At 48.8% G+C, this 25,128-nt stretch carries 26 protein-coding genes and 1 pseudogene; 22 read left to right on the forward strand and 5 right to left on the reverse strand.

Going from position 1 to position 25,128, the window contains the following annotated elements; all coding sequences use genetic code 11:
• Positions 1-13: 13 nt before the first annotated feature.
• The 3 genes from ACW5MY_RS02030 to ACW5MY_RS02040 are packed head-to-tail and all read right to left on the reverse strand — an operon-like array spanning position 14 to position 2,871.
• Positions 14-625 carry a YcnI family copper-binding membrane protein gene (locus tag ACW5MY_RS02030; protein WP_013351021.1) on the reverse strand — a complete coding sequence of 204 codons (612 nt, stop codon included), beginning with the start codon at positions 623-625 and terminating at the stop codon, positions 14-16.
• A 12-nt stretch (positions 626-637) separates the two neighbouring features.
• A complete protein-coding gene (locus ACW5MY_RS02035; RefSeq protein WP_014469750.1) occupies positions 638-2,266 on the reverse strand; it encodes a copper resistance protein CopC in 1,629 nt (542 codons plus the stop codon).
• A gap of 32 nt (positions 2,267-2,298) precedes the next feature.
• Entirely contained in the window at positions 2,299-2,871 is a 573-nt protein-coding gene (locus tag ACW5MY_RS02040) for a DeoR family transcriptional regulator (protein ID WP_041481699.1), read from the reverse strand.
• Between the two features lie 176 nt (positions 2,872-3,047).
• Between ACW5MY_RS02040 and ACW5MY_RS02045 the strand changes: the two genes are divergently transcribed.
• The 5 genes from ACW5MY_RS02045 (at position 3,048) to ACW5MY_RS02065 (ending at position 7,050) form a co-directional block, all read left to right on the forward strand.
• Positions 3,048-3,389, forward strand: a complete 342-nt coding sequence (locus ACW5MY_RS02045) for a hypothetical protein (RefSeq protein ID WP_013351024.1) — start codon at positions 3,048-3,050, stop codon at positions 3,387-3,389.
• A gap of 183 nt (positions 3,390-3,572) precedes the next feature.
• Positions 3,573-5,006, forward strand: a complete 1,434-nt coding sequence (locus ACW5MY_RS02050) for a PTS mannitol transporter subunit IICB (protein WP_434534067.1) — start codon at positions 3,573-3,575, stop codon at positions 5,004-5,006.
• Positions 5,007-5,031: 25 nt separating this feature from the next.
• Positions 5,032-5,463 carry a PTS sugar transporter subunit IIA gene (locus tag ACW5MY_RS02055; protein WP_013351026.1) on the forward strand — a complete coding sequence of 144 codons (432 nt, stop codon included), beginning with the start codon at positions 5,032-5,034 and terminating at the stop codon, positions 5,461-5,463.
• A 1-nt stretch (position 5,464) separates the two neighbouring features.
• The gene (locus ACW5MY_RS02060) at positions 5,465-6,586 is read left to right on the forward strand and encodes a mannitol-1-phosphate 5-dehydrogenase (RefSeq protein ID WP_013351027.1); all 1,122 of its coding nucleotides are present in this window, start codon (positions 5,465-5,467) and stop codon (positions 6,584-6,586) included.
• A 68-nt stretch (positions 6,587-6,654) separates the two neighbouring features.
• Entirely contained in the window at positions 6,655-7,050 is a 396-nt protein-coding gene (locus ACW5MY_RS02065) for a 3-hydroxyacyl-ACP dehydratase FabZ family protein (RefSeq protein WP_013351028.1), read from the forward strand.
• Positions 7,051-7,088: 38 nt separating this feature from the next.
• Here the strand turns inward: ACW5MY_RS02065 and ACW5MY_RS02070 are convergent, their stop codons facing one another.
• Complete coding sequence (locus ACW5MY_RS02070) at positions 7,089-7,253, reverse strand: hypothetical protein (RefSeq protein ID WP_003156294.1); 165 nt, start codon at positions 7,251-7,253, stop codon at positions 7,089-7,091.
• A 128-nt stretch (positions 7,254-7,381) separates the two neighbouring features.
• Here ACW5MY_RS02070 and ACW5MY_RS02075 point away from each other — a divergent pair, with 128 nt between their 5' ends.
• From ACW5MY_RS02075 to ACW5MY_RS02115, 9 genes are all read left to right on the forward strand, one after another.
• A complete protein-coding gene (locus ACW5MY_RS02075; RefSeq protein WP_013351029.1) occupies positions 7,382-8,131 on the forward strand; it encodes a Cof-type HAD-IIB family hydrolase in 750 nt (249 codons plus the stop codon).
• A gap of 200 nt (positions 8,132-8,331) precedes the next feature.
• Positions 8,332-9,096 (forward strand): 5-oxoprolinase subunit PxpA, encoded by a 765-nt coding sequence (locus ACW5MY_RS02080; RefSeq protein WP_014469757.1) that lies wholly within the window; start codon positions 8,332-8,334, stop codon positions 9,094-9,096.
• Positions 9,097-9,118: 22 nt separating this feature from the next.
• Positions 9,119-10,333, forward strand: coding sequence for an NRAMP family divalent metal transporter (locus ACW5MY_RS02085; protein ID WP_013351031.1), 1,215 nt, complete (start codon positions 9,119-9,121; stop codon positions 10,331-10,333).
• A gap of 4 nt (positions 10,334-10,337) precedes the next feature.
• A complete protein-coding gene (locus tag ACW5MY_RS02090) occupies positions 10,338-11,132 on the forward strand; it encodes a putative hydro-lyase (protein WP_013351032.1) in 795 nt (264 codons plus the stop codon).
• A 29-nt stretch (positions 11,133-11,161) separates the two neighbouring features.
• The gene (gene pxpB / locus ACW5MY_RS02095; RefSeq protein WP_013351033.1) at positions 11,162-11,893 is read left to right on the forward strand and encodes a 5-oxoprolinase subunit PxpB; all 732 of its coding nucleotides are present in this window, start codon (positions 11,162-11,164) and stop codon (positions 11,891-11,893) included.
• 2 nt (positions 11,894-11,895) lie between these two features.
• Positions 11,896-12,903 (forward strand): 5-oxoprolinase subunit C family protein, encoded by a 1,008-nt coding sequence (locus tag ACW5MY_RS02100; RefSeq protein WP_289394445.1) that lies wholly within the window; start codon positions 11,896-11,898, stop codon positions 12,901-12,903.
• A 17-nt stretch (positions 12,904-12,920) separates the two neighbouring features.
• Positions 12,921-13,670 carry an IclR family transcriptional regulator gene (locus ACW5MY_RS02105; RefSeq protein ID WP_013351035.1) on the forward strand — a complete coding sequence of 250 codons (750 nt, stop codon included), beginning with the start codon at positions 12,921-12,923 and terminating at the stop codon, positions 13,668-13,670.
• A 64-nt stretch (positions 13,671-13,734) separates the two neighbouring features.
• Positions 13,735-14,376: a GDSL-type esterase/lipase family protein gene (locus ACW5MY_RS02110; protein WP_013351036.1), complete on the forward strand. Its 642-nt coding sequence runs from the start codon at positions 13,735-13,737 to the stop codon at positions 14,374-14,376.
• 195 nt (positions 14,377-14,571) lie between these two features.
• The gene (locus ACW5MY_RS02115; RefSeq protein ID WP_326373844.1) at positions 14,572-14,787 is read left to right on the forward strand and encodes a YczI family protein; all 216 of its coding nucleotides are present in this window, start codon (positions 14,572-14,574) and stop codon (positions 14,785-14,787) included.
• Here ACW5MY_RS02115 and ACW5MY_RS02120 read toward each other — a convergent pair.
• On the reverse strand, positions 14,758-15,078 hold the full coding sequence (locus ACW5MY_RS02120) for an antibiotic biosynthesis monooxygenase family protein (protein WP_013351038.1): 321 nt from the start codon (positions 15,076-15,078) through the stop codon (positions 14,758-14,760). The two genes, ACW5MY_RS02115 and ACW5MY_RS02120, sit on opposite strands and share 30 nt — an antisense overlap.
• A 155-nt stretch (positions 15,079-15,233) precedes the next feature.
• On the opposite strand from ACW5MY_RS02120, the gene ACW5MY_RS02125 reads away from it, so the two are divergent.
• From ACW5MY_RS02125 to ACW5MY_RS02160, 8 genes and pseudogenes are all read left to right on the forward strand, one after another.
• Positions 15,234-17,237 carry a penicillin-binding transpeptidase domain-containing protein gene (locus tag ACW5MY_RS02125; RefSeq protein WP_289394141.1) on the forward strand — a complete coding sequence of 668 codons (2,004 nt, stop codon included), beginning with the start codon at positions 15,234-15,236 and terminating at the stop codon, positions 17,235-17,237.
• A gap of 114 nt (positions 17,238-17,351) precedes the next feature.
• The gene (locus ACW5MY_RS02130; protein ID WP_013351040.1) at positions 17,352-18,254 is read left to right on the forward strand and encodes an aldo/keto reductase; all 903 of its coding nucleotides are present in this window, start codon (positions 17,352-17,354) and stop codon (positions 18,252-18,254) included.
• A 301-nt stretch (positions 18,255-18,555) separates the two neighbouring features.
• The gene (locus ACW5MY_RS02135) at positions 18,556-20,640 is read left to right on the forward strand and encodes a BglG family transcription antiterminator (RefSeq protein ID WP_013351041.1); all 2,085 of its coding nucleotides are present in this window, start codon (positions 18,556-18,558) and stop codon (positions 20,638-20,640) included.
• 220 nt (positions 20,641-20,860) lie between these two features.
• Positions 20,861-22,375, forward strand: a complete 1,515-nt coding sequence (locus ACW5MY_RS02140; protein WP_013351042.1) for a class I adenylate-forming enzyme family protein — start codon at positions 20,861-20,863, stop codon at positions 22,373-22,375.
• Between the two features lie 158 nt (positions 22,376-22,533).
• Positions 22,534-23,396 (forward strand): annotated as a pseudogene (locus tag ACW5MY_RS02145) (SDR family oxidoreductase).
• Positions 23,397-23,408: 12 nt separating this feature from the next.
• A complete protein-coding gene (locus tag ACW5MY_RS02150; RefSeq protein WP_013351044.1) occupies positions 23,409-23,912 on the forward strand; it encodes a D-lyxose/D-mannose family sugar isomerase in 504 nt (167 codons plus the stop codon).
• Positions 23,913-23,999: 87 nt separating this feature from the next.
• Positions 24,000-24,623, forward strand: coding sequence for a GNAT family N-acetyltransferase (locus tag ACW5MY_RS02155; RefSeq protein WP_013351045.1), 624 nt, complete (start codon positions 24,000-24,002; stop codon positions 24,621-24,623).
• 6 nt (positions 24,624-24,629) lie between these two features.
• Positions 24,630-25,052 (forward strand): pyridoxamine 5'-phosphate oxidase family protein, encoded by a 423-nt coding sequence (locus ACW5MY_RS02160; RefSeq protein ID WP_013351046.1) that lies wholly within the window; start codon positions 24,630-24,632, stop codon positions 25,050-25,052.
• Positions 25,053-25,128: the final 76 nt, after the last annotated feature.

Raw genomic sequence — 25,128 nt, forward strand, 5'->3', positions numbered from 1 at the left:
ATCGCTTTTTGCTTTATGCGCGTTTTTTCTTAACAAGCGCCGCGATGGAAAGGATAATCGCCGCAGCTGACAGAACGATGGCCGCGATATCAAGCGCTGATACGCCGGATTTGCTTTCTTCTTTTGACTGTTCAGCTCCGTGCGCATCCGTCACGTTGGCCGCTTTTGTGATTTTCGTAATCGAGTGAGGCGTGTCAGCTTTTTCATCACCCGTCCATTCTACAATGCTGCCGTCTTTGTAATATTGGTAGGCGTCCCAAGCGGCATCCCCGGTCTTTTCAGGGTTTTTCGCAACAAATGTGAACTGCTGGAATTGGCCGGGCTGAATGCCGCCGTTCTTCGCTTCCCAAGTGACGGAGACCGCTTTGTCATCATGCTTTGATACGGACGTTTTCCAGCCCGGAATCGGCTGGTACTGCTGAAATTCAACGCCCGCAGGCATTTTCAGCACGACTTTCGTTGTCGGCTCATTTTTTTCCACAGGCACTTTCATCGTGTACGTTTCCCAGGAACCCGCCGCGGATTCCGCGGGTTTGACTGAGACGTGGGCGCTTGCTGTTGCCGTAAAACCGATGAGTGACAGGGTTATGGCAGACATGAATACTAAAGCCTTTTTTTTCAACATGAGATACACTCCTTAGTTTGTGGTTGAGAATATTTGATTGATTTCATTAAAGTCGTTTGTCAGTCCGTGGACTTTGATCTTCCAGTTTCCCTTTTCGGTGATGGACATATTGGCGGCTTCGAATGTGCCTTCCTTCGTTTTTTTCAAATCAAAGGTGCTTTCATGCTGTTTGCCGCTGAAGCCCGTCTGATAAACCGTCACCGTAAATTGCTGAATGTCTTTCACAAGGCTGCCGTTGTGATCGGTGACAATGACTTGAAATTCATTTTTACCCGGCTGGTTCGGCGTTATGTGCAAGGACAGGGTTTCCCCGTTTCCGATCATGTCTGAGCCGTTAAAAGGCAATGGCGCAGGCGGCGGCGGGCTGGGCAGGCTTGTGAAGACGGCGGTTGTAAATAACACCGCAATCCCTATTACCCATTCGGCCTTTATTGTGCCGCTGATGCTTTTGTTTCTGCGGAGTTTTGTCATCCATACGTGAATGGCGCCGAGAGCAAGCATGATGACAAACAGTCCGATTTTCAAAAGAAGCGTCTTGCCGTAAGCGGTGTGAAAGAGTGAATCAAACGAACGGATAATGAAAAATCCGTTCAGCACACCTGAAAATAAAAGCACGCCGACAGAGGCGAATGCCCAAGGGGAGAACCGTCTGACCGTTTCCCAGGCGATGGTTTTATCGGTGTTTCTCCACTCTGATGAAAGAAGCAGCACAAGCGCGGCTATACCGCCCGTCCATACAGACGCGGCTGATAAATGGAGAAAGTCCATTGTGATGCCGACCGCTTTTTCGTCAATGACCGCCGCATGTCCGGCAAATGCTTTTGCCAAAAGCGAAGCGAAAAAGAACAATAGCGGCGCCGTCCAGTACGCAAATGACCGAAATGCTTTCTTCTTCAACAGCGGGATCATGGACACAGCAAGCAGGATAAATAAGCTGATCTGGATCATCCAGACATACCCGCCGGCCGTTTTCAGAAGCGTTTCTTTTACATAGTCCGGCTGAAACGCGGCGCTCCAAGCGCCGCCCGCGTTTTCTTTCGTCTGGATCGGGAGCTGGCAGACAAGCGCGAGTCCCATTAAACATAAAGAGATAACGAGCAGCTTTACGGTTCGGCTGTTTTTTGATGAACTTTCATTTTTTCTGAACCAAAACAGATGGAAAAAGGCCGTGCCGATAAACAGGGAGAGAGCGGTGTACAAAATACCGCGGTCGATGGCCGCTTCGGGGTGGAGGGCCGCTTGCGATGATGTTTTCTCCTGAAGGTCTCCGCCGGCTTTCCCGATACTGAAAGGAATGACGCCGGATACCGGGTGTCCGTCAGCTGACACCGCGTTCCATTCCGCTCTGTAAATATCATGCGGCAGATTTTTTTTCAAAGCCGCGGTCATGATGCGGGAATCATTTTTTTGAATCACCGTTTTGCCCGCATCGACCCGTTCGCCGGATGAATTATAGACCTTAATGGAGTGGAAGCCTTCTTCAATCTGTTCATTAAACTCAATTTCAATCTGCTTTGGCGCTTGTTTTAATTCGCTGTTCTCACCCGGATTTGAGTTTGTGATGTAGGCGTGGGCGAAGCTTGTTTTCGGAATCAAAACAAGGAACAGCAAAAAGATGAGCCAGCGTTTGTTCTGTCTCATGGCTGGTGACACCGCCTTCCGGTTGGTTGTTGTTATGTCTTGCTGCAGGTGCATCCTTTCTGCCTGTCGTGTAAGATGATGTCCGCCGCCTTGTCAAAAGTGCAAATGACCCCGCCGAAGCCTTTTTGAAACCGTTCCGCGTAATCAAGCGTTGAGAAAGGAATCGCCTGAGGCCGGCAGCAATGAAGGTCAATGTCGGCATGAACTAAAAAGTATGCAGAAGCGGCTGTCAGCGTCGTTTGGAGAAGGAAATCCTTACAAATGACGTGGGACACTTCTTCCTTTTTATCCTCATACCGCAAAATCGCGCAATGAATGCAGCACATCTGCTCAACGGCTTGTGAAACGGTAATAAGCTGAACAGAATATGAATGCTGAATCGGCCGCAGGCAATAGCCGCATTGATTGGCGCTTTGTTCTGAAGCGGGCGGGAGCGTAATGCCGCCGGGGGTCCGGATAATCCGGTTTGCATCCGCCAGCTGATTGACGTCTCTGTACACGGTCATCTCGGAAACGCCGAATCTCTCGCTGATGTCAGAGATTTTCAGCGGGCCCTCCTCTTTCAGCCATTCAAGCAATGTTTGCTGTCTGTGAATCGGAAGCAATTCTGCATCCTCCTTTTTATGCAAATGAGTGATGAACCTCCTTCTAAGAGTAGATGTTTTCACAAATGTGTACAAGAGCCTGATGATAAAATATGTGAAAACATGTTGAACAATCACAAATGTAAAACGCGGAGACAGAGTCTGTTATAATAGAAGAGTTGAATGGAGGAATAAACATGAAAGAAACGACCTGCCCGAACTGCGGCAAGCCGATTACAGGCGACATGGTCAGATCATCCATAATCCCGTGCCAGTTTGATTGCGGGCACTGCCATGTGAAATTGCGTGAATATAAAGTATCAGCTCCGATTATGGCTGTTGCCATTGCGATAACGGTCCTTTTGATTTATCTTGTGCAGATGGCCCGAATCGCTGTCATGCCGATGTTTCCGGCGGCGCGGTATGTGCCGGCCGCCATTTTCGCGCTCGTATGCGCATATCCGGTGTTCATTGTCAGTGAGCGGCTCATTGCGAAACTCGTCGTTACAAAAGGACACATTATATACAGAAAGCGGTAAGACACCTTGTTATGAGGTGTCTTTTTTTTAGTTAAGGATTTGTCACACTCTATGTGCCAAACTCCTCTTTACTTTTCGTTGAATGAGTATTGTAAGCGTTTTATGATGAAGACACAGGGGAGAAAGAAACCCCGTGTCTTATTTATTTTCATCTTAAGGCGAGCAAACAGGGAGGGAATTGACATGCAGCAAGAACAGCAAGCTGGCATGAAAGTGAAGATACAGCGGTTCGGCAGTTATTTAAGCGGTATGATCATGCCGAATATCGGCGCATTTATTGCGTGGGGAATTATCACCGCGCTGTTTATTCCTAAGGGATGGTTTCCGAATCCGCAGCTGAATACATTGGTAAGCCCGATGATTACGTATCTTCTGCCGCTTTTAATCGCATATACGGGCGGAAAAATGATTTACGATCATCGCGGGGGAGTCGTCGGGGCGACGGCCGCCATCGGAGTCATTGTCGGAGCAGACATTCCGATGTTCTTAGGCGCAATGATTATGGGGCCTTTGGGCGGTTATCTCATTAAACAAGTAGACCGTTTATTTAAAGATAAAGTCAGACAGGGTTTTGAAATGCTGATCAACAACTTCACGGCGGGAATTATCGGCGCTGTGCTGACAATTATCGCATTTTATGCGATCGGCCCGGTCGTCCTGTCTCTTAACAAATTGCTGGCGGCGGGTGTGGAAGTCATTGTCCATGCGAATTTGCTGCCGATTGCAAGCGTTTTCGTTGAACCGGCGAAAGTCCTGTTCCTCAATAACGCGATCAACCACGGCATTTTAAGTCCGATCGGAATCGAGCAGGCCGCAAAAGCGGGTAAATCCATTCTGTTCTTAGTGGAAGCGAACCCCGGGCCTGGACTCGGTATTTTACTGGCATACATGTTCTTTGGAAAAGGCTCTTCAAAATCGACGGCTCCGGGAGCGGCGATCATTCATTTCTTCGGGGGGATTCATGAAATCTATTTCCCTTACATTTTAATGAAACCGATGCTGATCCTCGCGGCGATCGCGGGAGGAGCGAGCGGACTGCTCACATTCTCGATTTTTAACGCGGGACTTGTCGCAGCATCATCGCCGGGCAGCATCATCGCGATTTTAGCGCTGACGCCGAAAGGAAGCTATCTCGGTGTGCTGGCGGGTGTCATCGTTGCAGCCGCCGTATCGTTTATCGTATCGGCGCTTATTCTGAAATCATCTAAAGCGGGTGAAGAAGATCTGACAGCCGCTGCGGAAAAAATGCAGGAAATGAAAGGCAGGAAAAGCGAAGCGGCGGCCGCATTGGCAGATACAGAGGAAGAGCCGGAAAGCGGCGCAGCCGATATTTCCGCTGATCAAGTCAGCCGCATTATCTTCGCGTGTGATGCGGGTATGGGATCGAGCGCAATGGGCGCTTCCATTTTAAGAAACAAAGTGAAAAAAGCAGAGCTGGATATTGATGTGACAAATACGTCGATCAATAATCTTCCGAATGACGCGGATATCGTCATTACGCATAAGGACCTGACTGACCGCGCGAAAGCGAAGCGGCCGGAGGCGGTGCACATTTCGGTTGATAATTTCTTAAACAGTCCGAAATACGATGAACTGATTGAAAAGCTTAAAAACTAATCAAACAGAAAGAGGGATTTTCATCATGGAAGTATTGGCTAAAGCGAATATCAAACTGAACCAAACAGTGAACTCAAAAGAGGATGCCATCCGCCTGGCGGGACAGACATTAATTGATAACGGTTACGTGAAAAACGGCTACGTGGAAAAAATGTTCGAACGTGAAGAAACATCATCCACTTTTATGGGGAATTTCATTGCGATCCCGCACGGCACGGAAGACGCGAAGGAAGAAGTGCTTCATTCAGGCATTTCCATCATCCAGATTCCGAATGGTGTTGAATACGGTGAAGGCAATACGGCAAAGGTCGTTTTCGGTATCGCCGGAAAAAACAATGAGCACTTAGACATTTTGTCAAACATCGCCATCATCTGCTCAGAGGAAGAAAACATCGAACGGCTGATCAGTGCAAAAACGGAAGAAGAACTGGCCGCTATTTTCAGCGAGGTGAACTGACATGATTGCCCTTCATTTCGGAGCGGGAAACATCGGGCGGGGCTTTATCGGCGCCCTGCTCCATCATTCCGGCTATGAGGTTGTTTTCGCTGATGTGAATGAAACGATGGTCAGCCTTCTTAATGAAAAGAAGGAATATACCGTGGAGCTTGCCGACGGCGGCCGGCAGACAGAAACCATCGGCCCCGTTTCAGCCATCAACAGCGCGAAGCAAGAACAAGAGCTGTACAGGCTGATCAATGACGCGGCGATCATTACGACGGCAGTAGGGCCGAACGTTCTCAAATTCATCGCCCCGTCAATTGCGGAAGGGCTGAAGCGCAGAACGTCCTCTGAACCTCTGAATATCATCGCCTGTGAAAATATGATCGGCGGCAGCAGTTTTTTGAAAAAAGAGGTTTTCGGACATTTGATGGAAGCGGAGCGGGAACTGGTGAATCAGACGGTCGGCTTCCCGGATTCCGCGGTGGATCGGATCGTGCCGATTCAGCACCATGAGGACCCGCTGAAAGTATCCGTAGAGCCGTTTTTTGAATGGGTCATAGACAGAACCGGCTTTTCCGGCGGTCAGCCGGCACTGAAAGGCGCGCTGTTTACTGATGATCTTACACCGTTTATTGAACGGAAGCTGTTTACCGTCAATACCGGCCATGCCGTTACGGCGTACGTCGGCTATCAGCGCGGATTAAAAACCGTCAAAGAAGCCATCGACCATCCCGAAATCCGGCGTGTCGTGTACGATGCCCTTTCAGAAACGGGCGAGTACCTGGTAAAGGCGTACGGCTTTAAGCAAGCCGAACACGAGCAGTACATGAAGAAAATCATCAGCCGTTTTGAAAATGAATACATCACGGATGATGTGACGAGGGTCGCCAGATCACCGCTCAGAAAACTCGGAGCGAATGATAGATTAGTAGGGCCGGCCAAAAAAATAAAAGAGCCGAACGCGCTGGCAGAAGGCATCGCCGCCGCCCTGCGCTTTGACTATAAGGGTGATCCGGAAGCGGTTGAGCTGCAAAAGCTTATCGCGGAAAAAGGCACGAGCGCGGTTCTTCAAGACATTTGCGGTATTCAGCCGCATGAACCGCTGCACGGCATCGTACTTAAAAAGCTGAATCAATAAGATGAACCCGCATCGGGGGACGCGGGTTTTTTTCTTCTGTTATAATGTGAGGGAAGGGAGGCTGCGTGATGAATGAGGAGCTTTTGCCCCATCGTTATCCGTTTCTTTTGATTGACGGCACGAAGAACAGCGAAGCCGGAAAATGGGCGGAAGCTTATAAATACATCAGTGAAAATGACTGGTTTATGTCAGAATCACAAAGAGAGATGCCGTTTTCGCTCATCGTTGAAGCAATGGCCCAAACGGCCGCCTGCGCGGGAATTACAGGTGAAAACAGCCTCGGCCTGCTGTCTGCGGTGAAGAAAGCGGAAAGATTAGGTGCCGCTTTGCCGGGAGACCGTCTGGATCTTTTGTTTGAAGTCACGCGAATCAGGCGCGGGTTTGTATTCGGCCGGGCGAAAGCGTCCGTTGCCGGGAAGCCTGTGGCGGAAGCTGAGATCAGCATATTTATCCAGCCATCATAAAAAAAGCCGCCTTCAGCGGCGGCTTTCGGACAAGCCCGTCATTTTGTATCATAATCTCTTTCACTTTGTGAATTGTCCCTTTGGTCGTGTTTGTGTTTTTCGTCATTGGCGTTTTCTTTCAGCTCTTCCAGCGGAATCGGATCGGTTAAATCATGATGTTCAGGATTTTCATTCGGTTTGTTCTTCTGTTTTCTTTCTTTCATCCTTCATCACCTCAATAGTTCTTTTCCTCAACGTTCTCCCCGCCAAACGTCTGGGAGCGGTTTTTTGTTCCTGTGGGTCATATGTATTAAAATAGAAACGACTACATTATAAAAAGTGAGGTACATATATGCCGATACAAAGAGAAGACGCAGATATTAAACTGATCGCGATTGATATGGACGGAACCCTGCTCAATGACGAGCAGCTCATCCCGGAGGAAAACCGGCGGGCGATCAAGGAAGCGGAGGCGAAAGGAATTCACGTCGTCATCAGCACAGGACGCACGCTGATGACCTGCCGCGAGCTGGCTGAGTCTCTCGAGCTGTCATCCTTTTTAATTACGGCAAACGGCAGCGAAATCTGGGATTCCAACTTTGAGCTGGTTGAGCGCAAGCTTCTTCATACCGATCATATTCAAAAATTATGGGATCTGAGAAATAAGCACAACACGAATTTCTGGGCCTCTACCGTCGATAGAGTATGGAGAGGGGAATTCCCGGAAACGATTACGGATCACCAGTGGCTCAAGTTCGGATTTGAAATCGAGGATGACGATGTGCGGAATGAGGTGCTGAAAGAGCTGAAGGAAAACAAGGAGCTCGAAATCACAAACTCCAGCCCGATCAATATCGAAGTCAATGCGCTCGGCATTAATAAAGCGGCAGCGCTTGCGAAGGTTTCGGAAAAACTCGGCTTCACGATGGAAAATGTGATGGCAATGGGCGACAGTCTGAATGACATTGCCATGATTGAAAAGGCGGGCGTCGGCGTCGCCATGGGAAATGCGCAGGACATCGTGAAAGAAACGGCTGACTGGGTGACTGATGTCAACACGGAAAACGGGGTCGCCAAAGCGATCCGCCACTGGGTGCTGTAATAGAAAAAAGAGGGTCTCTGTATGAGGCTCTCTTTTTTGTTTTGTCACATTTCTGACTAGGTCCATGGTAGGTTTTCTGACAAAAGGATGTTCAAATCTGTCAGAATTGATATAATGAAAAAAGTCCAATAATTCGGAATAGTCGTTCCGAATAGCGGAATGATAATAAAATAAAACGTTTACAATACAGGAGGGATCTTATGTTTCAGATTGACATCAATTGTGATTTAGGAGAAAGTTTCGGTGCTTATAAGATCGGGCTTGATGAAGAGATTTTGGATTATGTGACATCTGCAAACATCGCCTGCGGCTTTCATGCGGGTGATCCCACCGTGATGCGCAAAACAGTTGCGCTTGCGGCGGAGAAAGGCGTGAAAATCGGCGCTCATCCCGGGCTGTTCGATCTTCAGGGATTCGGGCGGAGGCAGATCGCGATTACGCCCGAGGAAGCGTATGATCTGACACTGTACCAAATCGGCGCGCTGTCAGGATTTTTAAAAGCAGAAGGTGTCGCGATGCAGCATGTGAAGCCGCACGGCGCTTTATATAATATGGCCGCCGTCAACCGCGGTCTGTCAGATGCGATCGCTCAAGCGGTTTTTCATTTTGATCCCGGACTTATTTTATTCGGACTTTCCGGAAGCGAGCTGATTAAAGCGGGGGACCGAATCGGACTGCAGACGGCAAGTGAAGTGTTTGCGGACCGCACCTATCAGAAAGACGGCACGCTGACGCCGCGTTCACAGCCGGATGCGCTGATTCAGGATGACAAAAAAGCGGTCGGGCAAGTGATCCGAATGGTGAAAGACAATACGGTGACATCTGCGGAGGGACAAGCTGTAAACCTGAAAGCGGACACCGTCTGTATTCACGGAGACGGCGCCCATGCGCTCACATTCGCAAAAACGATCAGAAAAGAACTAAAAGCGGCTGACATTCAAATCAGCGCGCTTGCAAAAGACTGAGCAGCAGAGGGAGGAAGACAGCATGGAACAAAAGAAAAAAACAGCCGGAAAGGCTCCCGGCAGATGGTCGCTGCTTTTAGGCGCGACATTTCTGATGGCGACATCTTCAATCGGGCCCGGCTTTCTGACGCAAACGGCCACGTTCACCAATACATTGGCGGCAAGCTTCGGCTTTATCATTTTAATCTCCATTATTTTGGACATTTTCGCACAGACCAATGTGTGGCGGATTATCGCAGTTTCCGGAAAGCGCGGCCAAGAGATTGCAAATATGGTGCTCCCGGGCGCCGGTTATGCCATTGCTTTTCTGGTCGTGCTCGGCGGACTTGCGTTTAATATCGGAAACATTGGCGGCGCGGGTCTCGGCCTTCAAGTATTATTCGGGATCAAACCGGAAATCGGCGCTTTAATCAGCGCTGCGGTCGCGGTTCTGATTTTCGTCATAAAGGAAGCCGGAAAAGTCATGGACCGTTTTATGCAAATCGCCGGAATCGTCATGATCATATTAACGGTGTATGTTGCCGTAACGACGGCCCCGCCGGTCGGACACGCCGTTGCGAAAACCTTTATGCCTGATCATATCAGTGTGCTGGCGATCGTGACCCTTGTCGGCGGCACGGTCGGCGGATACATTACATTTGCCGGCGGCCACCGTTTACTTGATTCAGGCATCCAAGGGAAGGAAGTCATTCCTCAGGTCACGAAAAGCTCCATCACAGGTGTCTTAATTACATCTATTATGCGGATTGCCCTGTTTCTCGCCGTGCTCGGCGTCGTCTCAAAGGGCCTGCGTATTGATCCCGATAATCCCGCGGCTTCTGTATTCCGGCTTGCAGCGGGAAATGTCGGCTATAAAATTTTCGGCGTCATCATGTGGTCTGCGGCTATTACGTCCGTCATCGGCGCGGCATATACATCGGTGTCATTCTTCAAATCGTTCTCGGCAAAAATCGAAAAGCATTCACACGGCGTCATTATCGGTTTTATCATCGTATCCACGCTCATTTTTGTCACGATCGGCCAGCCTGCCAAAATTCTGGTCGCGGTCGGTTCGCTTAACGGTTTAATTCTGCCGCTTGCGTTAGCGATGATTCTGTTGGGCGCTTATAAGAAAAAAATCGTCGGCGATTACAAGCATCCAGTCTGGCTCACTATTGCGGGGGCGACAGTCGTCGTTGTCATGGCGATTATGGGCATCTATACATTATTCTCGCAATTGCCGCAGCTATGGAGCTGATGACATGAAAAAACATATGAGTGACATGACTCCCGAAGAAGTCAGACAGCTTATCAGGAAGGGGCAGATGACCGGGCCGACGGCAGGATGGGCCGCTTCTTATGCACAAGCCAATCTCGTCGTTTTGCAAAAGGATCTTGCCTTTGATTTTCTCTTATTCTGCCAGCGCAATCAAAAGCCGTGTCCGGTGCTTGACGTGACGGATACGGGCTCACCCGTACCGGCTGTTGCGGCGCCGGGAGCTGATATCCGGACGGACTTTCCGAAGTACAGGATTTATCGGCATGGCGTGCTTACTGAAGAGGTAACGGATATCACCCGGTATTGGAAGGATGATTTTGTCGGGTTTTTGATCGGCTGCAGCTTTTCATTCGAGCAAGCCCTTATCAATCAGCAAATTCCCATCAGGCACATCGATGAGGGAGTGAATGTTCCCATGTATATAACAAACATTGACTGTGTTCCGGCCGGGCGGTTTTCAGGAAAGATGGTCGTCAGCATGAGGCCGATTCCGGAAAGGCTTGCAGTCCGCGCGGCGCAGGTCACGTCACGTTTTCCCGCCGTACACGGCGCCCCCGTCAGCATCGGAAATCCGAAAAGCATCGGCATCAGCGATTTGAATCAGCCGGACTTCGGCGATGCCGTGACGGTGCGGGAAGGCGAAGTTCCCGTATTCTGGGCGTGCGGCGTTACACCGCAGGCGGTGATCATGGAAGCAAAGCCTGAGATCGTGATGACGCATTCACCGGGGCACATGCTGATCACCGATATCCGGAATGAATCGCTTGCTGTTCTGTAAGTGAGAAAGAAAACAACGAGGTGATGACAATGATGCAGTATAGCGGCAATACAGCGCTTGATATACAGCCGCACGGTGATTCCGCCGTTATCATCCGCTTTGGCGGGCAAATCAGCGAAGAGGTTAACAGCCGGGTTCATGCGGCGGCGGCCTGTATTGAAGAACGGCCGTTTCCGGGCTTCGTTGAATGTATCCCGGCATTTACGAGCTTAACGATCTTTTATGATGTGTATGCCGTCTCAAATATAAAAAAAGGCGTCTCTCCTTTTGCATTGGCCAAGAAAGAAGTGATAGAACGCCTCAGCCATTTAAAGACCGACAGGCAAAAAGAGCGCCGGGTAATGGAAATCCCCGTTTGCTACGGCGGTGATTTCGGTCCTGATTTAGAAGAGGTCGCTAAGATGAACGATCTGACGCCGGAAGACGTCATCCGCATTCATACCGAAGGCGAATATCTCGTCTATATGCTCGGATTCGCGCCGGGATTTCCGTTTTTAGGAGGAATGTCTGAGCGGATCAGAGCGCCGAGAAAGTCGTCGCCAAGGCCGTCAATCCCGGCCGGTTCAGTAGGAATCGCCGGAATGCAGACCGGTGTGTATCCGATATCCACTCCCGGCGGCTGGCAGCTGATCGGCAGCACCCCGCTTCGGCTTTTCAGGCCGGAAGAACATCCGCCAAGCCTGTTGAGAGCGGGCGATACGGTGAAATTCGTCCGAATCACAGCAGAAGAATACAGCCGCATCAAGGAGGGAGCCGAATGAGCATGAAAGTGGTGAAGCCCGGTCTTCTGACGACGATTCAGGATACGGGGCGAACGGGGTACCAGAAATACGGTGTACTGGGAAGCGGCGCAATGGATACGATCTCTCTGCGCATTGCCAATCTTCTTGCCGGAAATAAAGAAACAGAAGCAGGACTGGAAATTACGCTAATGGGGCCCGGTCCTTCCTTTGAGCTTTCAGAACCGGCAGTCATTGCCGTCACGGGGGCTGATTTCGCCTTTCATATTAATGGAGAACCGGCCCCTCTGTGGAAACCGGTTCTTGTAAAGGAAAACAGCGTTGTTTCATTTGGACCGTGCAAGATGGGGAGCCGCGCTTATCTCGCCGTCGCGGGGGGATTTGACGTGCCCGCCGTCATGGAAAGCAAAAGCACGTATGTCAGAGCGGGGATCGGCGGCTTTTACGGAAGAGCCCTGCAAAAGGATGATGAACTTCCGCTCGGCAGTATGACGCAGTGCTCGGAAATCATCGCGCACCGTTTGAGCGATTCTCTCGGGCAGCATGGTTTCTCAGCGCCTGATTGGTCTGTCAGCAGCAGAGGTTTTCTGCCGCTGAAAAAAAATCCGGTCATTCGTATGCTTGAAGGGGCGCAATTTCATGCTTTTACAGAAGAAGCAAAATCACGTTTTTACAAAGAGCCGTTTACGGTCACGCCGCAGTCCGACCGAATGGGCTACCGGCTGAAGGGCGCTCCGCTTGAATTACAGCAGCCGCTTGAAATGGTATCTGAGGCCGTGACATTCGGGACGGTGCAGGTGCCGCCGGACGGCAATCCGATTATTCTGCTGGCTGACAGGCAGACGACGGGAGGCTACCCGCGAATGGCGCATATTATATCCGCCGATCTTCCTCTTGCCGCCCAAACGATGCCGGGCGAACATATCACGTTCTCGGCCGTTTCGCTGGAGGAAGCGGAAATGCTGCTTTTGGAGAGGGAACAGCAGATAAAGGAGCTGAAAGCCAGGCTCAAAATGGAATGGCTGATCTGACAAAGGGGCTAAAGACCATGGAAAACAAAAACAAAACCGTCATCAAATCAATGGAGCTGCTTCATTTGTTTCTGACTGAACCAAGCCTGAGCCTAAATGAGCTTGTTTCTCGATCGGAGATGCCGAAGACCTCGGTTCACCGGATGGCAAGTTCACTGGAGGAAATGGGATTTCTCACCCGGGCAGCGGACGGCCGTTATCAGCTGGGTCTGATCTTTTTGCAATTCGGCCAGCTTGTCTCTGAGCGTCTGGACATCAGGAAAATAGCCAAGCCGATAATGGAAGAGCTGTGCGGTGAAGTGGATGAAGCCGTTCAGCTGATTATGAGGGACGGCGATGAAGCCATTTACGTTGAAAAAATTGAAGGCACCCAAACCGTCCGGCTGTTTACCGCAATCGGCCGCCGCTCGCCGCTGTACGCGGGGGCGTGCGCCAGAAGCATTTTATCGTTTCTGCCGAGAGAGGAGATTGACACATACCTTCAGAAGACAGAGTTTGCCGCAATTGCCTCAGGCACGATGACGAATCCGGCTGAACTGCTTCAATCTATTGAAACGTCATTACAATCAGGGTATACGATCAGCTATTCGGAATTAGAGGATTACACGGCGGCGATTGGGGCGCCTATTTTCAACCACGAAGGAAAGGTGGCGGCGGGAATCAGCATCGCCGGCTTTGAAGCCAGGTTTTCAGAGGATCGGCTGCCGTATTTAACGGAAAAGGTCAAAGCCGCGGCACAGCATATTTCTGAGAAATTGGGGTATTGACCGAGCCAATTTTCCTTCGCTCGCGTACATTACAATATCGACAGTAATGAGTGGAGGAAAGTAAATGGGACTTGTTTATACGGCGCTAGGGGATTCTTTGACGACGGGAAGGGGATCCGGGCCGTTTTCCCCCGGCTTTGTTCAGCGGTTCGGGTGTATGATGGCAGAAGATTTACAGACAAGGACCGAGGTATCCATCTTTGCCAAGTCAGGCCTTGAGACGGGAGAAATTCTCGGGCTTATGTCCTTGCCGTACATTCAGAGGCGGATTCAGGCTGCTGATATGATTACGATTACGGGCTGCGGCAACGATTTGATCGATTCGGTTCGGGCGTATCAGCAAACGAAAGACGCTTCGGTGTTCGCCGGCGTGTCCCGTCACTGCCATGAGAACTTTGAAAAGATGATTGCCAAGATCGCTGCCTTAAAAGAAACGCACCCCTCTCCTTATGAGATCCGCGTTTTCAATTTATACAATCCTTTTCCGGGCATCTCCATTGCGGAAAAATGGATATCTTCTTATAATGCGCACCTCAGCACACTCGCATCAGCGCCGCACGTCAAAATTGCCGATGTCCACAGCGCTTTCAAAGGAAAGCTGAACGAATATCTCTCTCATGACCGCGTACATCCCAACAGCAGAGGATATGAAGTCATGGCATGCGTCCTGCGGGGGCTCGGATACGGAAGCCTCGCCCGCTCATAACCGCGCGCTCCTTTTCATCGGGAGCGCGCTTTTCGTTCTCCTTAAAACAAACTTAAAATTGTCCGACTTTCGTTCTATCCGTGCAAAAAGTACGCTAGAATAATGGGGGATAAAGACAGAAATAGAATTGTGTTCAAAAAATGATAACAGAAAGGATGGATTGCTTTGCTGCGCGCCTTAAAACTGTCACTCGCGATGCTGATTATTATACTTGCGGCCGCCGCATTTACGTATGCGGAACATACCTCTGTCATACAGCCGGTTATGCTCGTGTTTCTCGGTGCGGTCATGTTCATTCAGGGACTGGAAGAAAAGCGGAAGGAAAACGACGGTTCGGGGAGATTCAATATCTATACCGCTGTTTTTGTATGGTCGATCTCCTTAATCGGTTTTACGCTTCACGCGATCTGAGTTTGATAGATCCTCAAAATGTTCCACAACGGGAAATGGTGAATAAAAACGGTGAAGTAAGGCTTTCCATTCCTGATATTCCGGTGATCCGCGAAAGCCTTTTGTATGATCCTCCAATGTCTCCCATTCCACAAGCAGCAAATATTTATGCGTCTTTTCCATACATTTGGACAAGGAATGGGACAGATAACCTTTCATGCCCGATATAATCGGCTCCGCCCGGCGGAATGCCTCTTCGAATTCCCCTTCAAAGCCTTCTTTTACATGCAGCATGGCTGCTTCTCTGATCATCTGAAATTCCCCCTTTTTTAATAGATACATTGTATAAGTATATGGACCGTGATGGCTGGAAAAACAAAAAAATTTTAAACGCTATAAGAAAAAAATCCTTGCCAGCCTGATTTGATTTAGGAGAAAATAACAATTGGAAGGCAGGGGAATTAACAGTGAAAAAAGGATTATACCTATTACTTTTACTCGCAGGAATCCTAGGTTTGATCGGCTGTTCGAAAACGGAGTCGGCCAAAGACAGAATGAAAGATTTCGTGAAAGACTGGAACGGCGGTCATTACGATAAGATGTACCAAAGCCTCACACAGGATGAAAAGAAAAAATTGTCCAAAAAGGATTTTGTAAAACGATATGAAACCATCTATGAACAAGCAGGGGTCAAAAATCTGAAAGTCACTGCCGAAAAACAGGACGAAGACGATAAGAAAAAAGATGACCTTCAGCACATCGATTATAAAGTCAGCATGGATACAAAAGCAGGGAAGGTCGCCTTTGAAAACACGGCCGTCCTGAAAAAAGAAAAAACAGACGATGGAGAAGCATGGAACATCGACTGGAATCCTTCTTTTATTTTCAAACAGCTTTCCGACGACAAAACCGTGCAGATCGCAAATGAAGAACCGAAGCGCGGGCAAATCTACGACAAAGACGGCAAAGGCCTCGCTGTGAATACGGAGGTGCCGGAAATCGGCATTATTCCGGGAAAACTCGGCAAGGATAAAGACAGCGTAATCAAAAAACTGTCTGAAAAACTGGACCTTTCTGAAGACGATATAAAAAGCAAGCTGAATCAGGGCTGGGTAAAAGACGACTCCTATGTCCCGGTTCAAAAAATCAGACCGGATGACGAAAGCAAGGTCAAGAGCCTGCTTTCATTAGACGGCGTGACGAAAACGACAGTCAGCTCCCGCTACTATCCGTACGGCGAAAAAGCGGCCCACCTGACCGGGTATATTAAAACGATCACAGCGGAGGATCTGAAAAAAGCAAAAGACGGCCAATACAGCGACACCTCCAAAATCGGCATCGCCGGCCTTGAGAATGTATATGAAGACAAGCTGCGCGGCACGACCGGCTGGAAAATTTACGTTCCGCAAACGGGTGAGGTCATCGCTGAAAAGAAAGCCAAAAACGGGCAGGATATTCATGTAACGATTGACATGAAAACGCAGACGAAGCTGTATGATTCCATGAAAGATGACAGCGGAGCGGCAGTCGCCCTCGAACCGCAAACGGGAGAGACCCTCGCGCTTGTCAGCGCTCCGTCTTATGACCCGAACGGCTTTATCTTCGGCTGGAACAGCAAAGAATGGAAAAAGCTGAATGAAGATAAAAACAATCCGTTTTCAGCGAAATTCAACAAACTCTATGCGCCGGGATCAACGATTAAACCGATTGCCGCGGCAGTCGGCCTGACAAACGGAACGTTGAAAGCATCAGAAAAGAAAAAAATCACCGGAAAAGAGTGGCAGAAAGATTCAAGCTGGGGCGGCTACCATGTCACACGCGTATCAGAGCGTCTGAATGAAGTGGATCTCGAAAACGCGCTGATTACCTCGGACAACATCTACTTTGCGCAAAATGCCATAGATGCCGGAGCTGACGCGTTTACAAAAGGATTAAAATCATTTGGTTTTGATGAAGACATTCCATACCAATTTCCGATTGAAAAATCGTCAATCGCTAACGGCAAGCTTGATTCCGAGATTCTTCTCGGAGATACGGGCTACGGCCAGGGGCAGATGCTGATGTCTCCGCTGCATTTAGCGGCTGACTATACCGCATTTGTAACAGACGGAAATCTCGTCAAACCGACATTAATCAAAGACGGAGAAAAAACACCGCAAATCTGGCATAAGCAAGTGGTATCCAAAGCCAATGCCGAAGAAATCACAAAAGGGCTGAGAGGCGTCGTTGAAGATCCGCGCGGCTCTGCATATCAGCCGGTCGTAAGCGGCATTAACGTAGCCGGAAAAACCGGTACAGCCGAGCTGAAAACGTCTAAAGAAGATAAAGACGGCAAAGAAAACGGCTGGTTTGTCGGCTACGACTATAAAAAGAAAGACCTCTTGATCGCCATGATGATTCAAGACGTCAAAAAACGCGGCGGAAGCCATTACGTCGTTGAAAAAGCGAAACAGCAGTTTCAGAACCGGTAAATGACGATTTTTCCGGGCTGAAAGGAAAATCGGCCGCCGAAGCAGAATGAAACAGCATGGGCAATTCCTGAAACAGAGATACAAGAGGCTCACTAAGAAAAAGGGGGATTTCACATGCAGCGTATTCAATTGGCTGAAGATCTGGAATTTTCAAGAGTGATACACGGGCTTTGGCGTCTGAACGAATGGAATTATTCGGACGGGGAGCTGCTGAATCTGATTGAATGGTGTATCAGCCAAGGCATCACCACCTTCGACCATGCCGATATATACGGCAGTTATACGTGTGAAAAGCTGTTCGGCGGCGCTTTATCCCTTTCGCCCTCAATAAGGGAGCGAATCGAAATCGTCACAAAATGCGGGATTGTCATTGAGTCGCCGGAACGGCCCGGAAACAAGTCGCATCATTATAATACGTCGAAGTCTCATATCTTAGCGTCGGCGGAGCAGTCGCTCTTGAATCTGAATACGGATTATCTGGATGTGCTGCTCATTCACAGGCAGGACCCGCTTATGGACCCGGAGGCTGTAGCTGAAGCGTTTCATGCGCTGAAAAGCTCAGGCAAGGTCAGATACTTCGGGGTATCGAACTTTAAAGCGCATCAGTACAGAATGCTCGAATCCTATTTGGATGAACCGCTCATCACGAACCAAATTGAAATCTCGGCTTATGAGCTGGAACATTTTCATGACGGCACGCTGGATTTCTGTCAGGAAAAACGCATTCCGCCGATGGCGTGGTCACCGCTTGCGGGCGGGAGCGTCTTTACCGGACAATCGGATAAGGACGTCCGAATCCGTACCGCGCTTATTTCGGTGCAGGAAGAAATCGGCGCCGCCTCCATTGATGAAGTCATGTACGCATGGCTGTTCACCCACCCGGCAGACATCATGCCGATTGTCGGCAGCGGAAAACAGAACCGCATTTCCGCGGCGGTGCGTGCTTCAGCGTACAAGCTCAGCCATGATCAGTGGTTTCGGATCTATACAGCTGTCCAAGGTTATGATATTCCATAACCAAAACAAACGCCCGGAAGGCTATCTTCCCGGGCGTTTGTTTATGTGGTGTGCAATGTCAAAAAACAAGTAAGGTCACTTTGAAGTATAGCCGTGCGGATCAAGAGAAACAAACGTCACGGCATATTATCTGACACATTTTTCTTATTCAATACTGTCACACGGACCAGTGCCAAATTGCCATTTGAAAATGGTTGTATATTCTTTGAAAGCGTTTTATATTAGAAGTTACACTACTTTCCCCGGCAGCACCCCCCATGTGCCATACCTCTCACAACTAGAAAATCTGGAGGCGCGTTTCATGTATATGACAGCGAGAGAACAAAAATTAATGAAACATCTTTTACTGCAGAACCGATACGAGACAGTGCATGAACTGGCAGAAGCTTTACAAGTCAGCACAAGAACCGTTCACCGCGAGTTAAAAACAATCAAACCGATGATGAAATCATTCGGCTTGGCACTTGATAAACAGCCCGGCAAAGGACTGAAAGCGGTGGGAAAACCGGAAGATAAACAGAAGCTCCTGTCAGAGCTGTCCTATGAACAGCAGGAATACAGCGCGGAGGAGCGGAAACTTTTAATCCTATGTTCGCTATTAGAGTCCCAAGAGCCGATCAAGCTCTACAGTCTGGCGAACGAGCTCCAAGTGACAAACGCGACGATCAGTTATGATCTCGATGAGCTGGAGACTTGGATTGCTCCCTTCGGCTTGACGCTGATCCGAAAAAGGGGCTTCGGCATTCAGCTGACGGGACCGGAAAATGCGAAACGGAAAATCGTCGGCAATCTCATGGTCAACCGCCTTGATATTCAAACCTTTTTGGAAGCGGTTGAATTCAATATTAAAGGGAAACCCGACGCTGCTGAAAAGATGTTCGGCGTTGTAAATAAAGCGGAACTTTTGAAAATGGACCGGCTCTTGATTCAGCTCAAGGAAAAAATCGCGATCGCTTTATCTGACAGCTCTTACATGGCGCTGGCGGTTCATTTAACCTTTGCGATGGACCGGATCAGACTCGGAGAAACCATCACGATGGAAGCTTCGGAACTAAAAGCGCTGCAGCAGACGAAGGAATACGGCTCCGCGCTCGAAATGGCAAAAGAGCTTGAAAAAGCGTTCGGTGTTTCGATTCCTGAGGCGGAGATCGGCTATATCACCATTCATTTGCGGAGCGCCAACCGCAAATACAAAACCGAATTCAAACCGGAAAACATTGAAGTTGAAACGGCCTTGCAAACGAAGCAGCTGATCGGCTTCATTTCTGAAAAAATAAAAATTGATCTGACGGAAAACGGCTCTTTATATGACGGTTTAATCGCCCATCTGGAGCCTGCGATCAATCGGGTGAAAGAAAGTATCGACATGTACAACCCGATGACTGAGCAAATTAAACGCGACTACTTCCTGCTGTATATGGCCGTAGAAGAAGGAATGGAAAAATTCTTTCCGGGGCTTCGTTTTCCTGATGATGAGATCGCTTTCATCGTTCTTCACTTCGGCTCCGCTCTGGAAATCAAACGGGAAGAGGCGAAGATCAAAGCGCTGATCGTCTGTTCAAGCGGCATCGGGTCGTCCAAAATGCTCGCGTCCAGACTGAAAAAAGAGCTCCCGGAAATCCGTTCCTTTGATATGTCTTCCCTCATCGAACTGAAGAACCGTGACACCTCGGCGTACGATATGATCGTATCCACCGTGCCGATCCCGTATGAAAACATTGATTACGTCATGGTCAGTCCGCTTTTAAATGAAGAAGACGCCGATCAGGTCAAGCAGTACATCAAAAGAAAGATTCCGCTGATTCTTGACAAAAAAAGAAACAGCAAAAGAGAAGAGAAGCAGCCTGAGACGCCTGATATGCTGGAAGCAGCCGGACGTATGGCGCATTACGCGGCGGTTATCCAAAGCGTGCTGCGGAACTTTTCGATCAAATCCATTGATTCACACATGGCGTATGAGTTGTTTTTGAACCATCTCTTTGGCGTGCTTGAGCAAGAAGGATTTGTCCGTCATGCAAAAAAAACCGCACAGCTCCTCACAGAACGTGAAGAACAGGGAGGGCTCGGGATTCCGGGAACGGCGATGGCGCTTTACCATCTCAAAAATGAAGAAATTGTCACGCCTTTTTTCAAAATTTATGATTTGACAGCTCCATGCAGTGTCAAAGGCATGGACGGAAATTCCCTGACCGTCGACCGCGCTTTGGTGATGATGGCGCCGGCTGATATGCCCGCTGAAGGCTCGGAAATATTAAGTGCGGTCAGTTCGGCCATTATTGAATCCGAAGCCAGTATAAAAGCCTTTCAGACAGAGGATGAAGCCGATTTATACAAACGTTTAAACAGGCTGTTTTATCATTTCATTCAGGAGAAAGGACAGCGCTGAACAGGAAGCGCACGCCTCATAAGGCGTGTGTTTTTTTCCGTATGTATGAGGGTAAAGTGAAGGGAGGAAACTAAAAACACGGGACTATTGTATCATTCACCGATGGAATAGTTCTAAAACAAAATAGTTTTACAAGTTATATTTTTTGGTTTAAAATGGGTTGCGTGAGGAAGAAAATCTGACAGAGTTTTTTTGATTTATCATTATGGGAGATGAAAATATGAAGACATTACAGCATCTGATTCTGCATGACATTTCAAATAGCGAAGAGATCGAAGCTGTAAAAAGCGGTGCGCACACCCTGACCTACGCGGAATATCGAAAACGAATCAATCAGCTTGCACAAGCGCTTCTTGATAAAGGAATAAAAAAAGGCGACAGAGTGGCGATGCTTTGCAAAAACGGCCACGCTTCATCCATCGTTATGTTTGCTGCACTTGAAATCGGCGCGGTGGTTGTGCCGGTCAGCTGGCAATTAACACCGTATGAAATGAAAGGCATTTTGGCAGCCTGTGAGCCGAAAGCTGTTTTTTACGGCACTGAATTTAAAGAGATTATGGAAGAGGTGCTTCCTGCGCTTGAATCTTCCCTTAAACTGAAGGTCGTGACAGGAACTGCTGTAGAGACAACACCTGAGTTTGATGCTTTATTGACAGGCTCCGGCGATACACCGGACGTCGAAACAGTGTCTGAAAACGATACGGCATTGCTGATGTTTACCTCGGGTACGACCGGCAATCCGAAACGCTGCATGGTCACTCACGGCGGCATATACAACTACGTAAATGCGACATTGGCATACACGGGGAGAATGCAGCATGTCCGTTTCTTAGCATGCCACCCGAATTACCATACGAGCGCGATTATTTGCCAGATGGTCGGCACGATGAGCGGAACGACATTCGTTATGACAGACAATCAGGACCCTCTTGAAAACTTGAAGCTCATCGAAAAAGAGAAAATTCAAACCGTGATGGCGCTGCCTGTTTATTACACATACCTGCTGAAAGCATGGGAAACGCATCAGACTGACATATCTTCTATCGTTTATATGATGACGGGAGGCACAAAGGTGCCAAGCAGCCTGATCCAGCAGTATCAGGACATCGGCATTCCGCTCATGCACGGATACGGAAGCACTGAAGCATGGGGCATCAGCTCTTGGAATCCGCAAATGGGAATGGATAAAGCCGCTTCTGCGGGTAAACCGATGGAAGAAGTGGACGTCCGCGTTGTAGATCCGGAAACAGGAGAAGTCCTTCCGCAAGGCTCAATCGGAGAAGTCGTTGTGACAAGTCCGTTTTTATTCAAAGGCTATGAAGGTAACGAAGAAGCGACACGAAAAGTGCTGAAAGACGGCTGGTTCCATACCGGTGATTCCGGATATGTTGATGAAGACGGATTTATCTTTATCACCGGACGTTATAAAGATGTCATCATCTACGGCGGCGATAATATTTATCCTGACCAGATTGAAGAGGTCATTCAGCAAGTGCCGGGAATTCTCGAAACGGCTGTTGTCGGTATCCCTGATCCGCTTTACGGTGAAAAACCGAAAGCGTTTATCGTGACAAACGGCAGAGAAGGCCTGACAGAAGAAGAAGTGACACGATTCCTTCAAGAACGTCTTGCTGCCTTTAAAATTCCGGAAATTGAGTTCGTCAGCGAACTTCCGAAAAACAACCTTGGAAAAGTGAAAAAAGACGTGCTCCGCAAACAAGCGGTCCGTTCATAATTGAAAACAAAAACCCGGCTGCCCGCCGGGTTTTTTTCGTGCGTTCCATGTGAAACATTTTTCTCCGAAAACGTTTTGAACTGTTTCAATTATGTTTATCCGGCAGACAGCCGAGGTAGACATGAAGTAAGACATCGAACAAGAAGGAGGAACTTGACATGGAAAACAACTATCCGAAGGAATTCCCGGCGGAATCACAAAACCGCCAGCCGGCATTGAGAGCGAAATGAAGCCGGCGCCTGTTTACGAATACAAAGAATATAAAGGCGCTGATAAATTAAAAGGGAAAACCGCGCTTATCACAGGCGGTGACAGCGGTATCGGCCGCGCCGTAGCGGTTGCTTACGCAAAGGAAGGCGCAAATGTCGCAATCGTCTATTTTGATGAACACGGAGATGCGGAAGATACAAAAAAACGTGTGGAGGAAGAAGGCGTAAAATGCCTGTTAATCTCCGGCGATGTCGGTGAGGAAGACTTTTGTAACGAAGCGGTTGAAAAAACGGTTGAAGAATTCGGTCGTCTCGATATTCTCGTGAATAACGCCGCGGAACAGCATCCTAAAGAAAGCATTAAAGACATAACAAGCGAGCAGTTTCACAGAACCTTTAAAACCAACTTTTACTCACAATTTTATTTGACTAAAAAAGCGATTGATTACATGAAGCTGGGCAGCGCAATCATCAATACGACATCCATTAATCCGTACAGAGGAAATCCGCAGCTGATCGACTATACGGCAACGAAAGGCGCGATTAACGGTTTTACGAGATCAATGGCGCAAGCGCTCGTCAAAGACGGTATCCGCGTCAACGCCGTAGCGCCGGGGCCGATCTGGACACCGCTGATTCCGGCGACATTCTCAGGAGAAACAGTCGCTTCCTTCGGCCAGGATACGCCGATGGGACGGGCCGGCCAGCCTGTTGAGCATGTCGGCTGTTATGTGCTCTTGGCTTCAGATGAATCATCCTATATGACCGGCCAGACGCTGCATGTCAACGGCGGCGGATTTGTGACCACATAAGGGGGCTGAAGCATGACGATATCGAAGCATGATGTGAATGCATACTATCAAAAAGCGGGAATCGTTCTGACCGATGATGAAGTCGAAGACATTCAAATCATGGATTATGGCTTAGGCAAGCTTCAGGAAACAGGGCTTCAGCTGTTTATTTACGTGAATACAGACCGTTACTGTTCGAAAGAATTGGTGCTCTTTCCGCGCCAGACGTGTCCCGAACACCGCCATCCGCCGGTCAGCGGCGAAAAGGGAAAACAAGAGACATTCCGCTGCCGCTGGGGGAAGGTGTATCTCTACGTGGAAGGCGAAAAGACAGAACACCCAAGCGTCCTCCCGCCGGAAGAAGATAAGGAATACTACACTGTCTGGCATGAGATTGTGCTTGAACCGGGCGGACAATACACCATTCCCCCGGATACGAAACATTGGTTTCAAGCGGGAGAAGAAGGGGCGGTCATTACGGAAATGTCATCGACCAGTACGGATGATCACGACATTTTCACCGACCCGCGCATTTAAGGATGAGGCTGCGCGCCTCATCTTTTTTTGTATGGAAAAAAATGAATTTACCTGTATAATGGCTAATAAAGGAAAGGAGGTGTGATCGTGTTTTCCTGTCAAATCCGGGAACATCTGACGATCAGATTGCTTGCCAAAGAAGATACGGACGAATTGTATTCTGTTATAAAACGAAATCAAAACCATCTCAGCGAATGGCTCAGCTGGGCGGAAGAACTGGCTGATATCGATACGTACCGCGATGTGATCATTCCGGAATGGCGTTATAAATACGCCGAAGAGAATGGTTTCGACGCCGGCATTTTTGTGAAGGGCCGGTTTTGCGGCATGATCAGTATCCATAATGTCGATGCAGCCAATCAAAAAGCGGACATCGGCTACTGGCTGGATCAAGAGCATGAAGGGTTCGGCATCATCACCGCGAGCTGCCGGGCAGTCATTTCCCATGCATTTCAGGATCTCGGGCTGAACCGAATCATGATCAGCGCCGCTGAAAAAAACACGAAAAGCAGGGCGGTGGCGGAACGGCTCGGATTTCAAAAAGAAGGACTGACGAGAGAAGGCATTTTCGTACAGGGCGCCTATCATGACGCGGTGAACTACAGCATGCTGAAGCGTGAATGGAGCGAAGATCGGCAGAAGAGCACATTTCTTGGTTTAAATGTCTCCCCGATGTGGAAAAGTAACAGCGGAGACGTTAAAAAGGAGTGATTCTTCATGAATCAGAATGAAATCAAACAAAAAGTGCTCGAAGTGCTGGATCATCATAAAGTCGGTTCGCTTGCGACTGTAGAGCAAGGCAATCCGCATTCCCGCTATATGACATTTTTCCATGACGGCTTAACGATTTACACGCCGACAAGCAAAGACACTCATAAAGCGGAAGAAATTGAAAACAATCCGAATGTTCATATTTTGTTGGGGTATGACTGTGAAGGATTCGGTGACGCTTATGTGGAAGTAGCCGGAACCGCAAAGGTCAACAACTCAGCCGATTTAAAAGAAAAGCTGTGGGATCCGAAACTGGAACGCTGGTTCGACGGTAAAGACGATCCGAATCTGGTGATTCTTGAAATTGAACCGAAGCAGATCAAGCTCATGAACGCGGGCGAAAAAACGCCGGCCGAGCTGGAACTTTAATAAATCATTTGATCATTCAGGGGCAATCTGTTATACTTAACTGCTAAGTGACAACATGCAAATAAAAAAGAAAGTA

It is taken from the genome of Bacillus sp. Bwzl_19 (assembly GCF_054900515.1).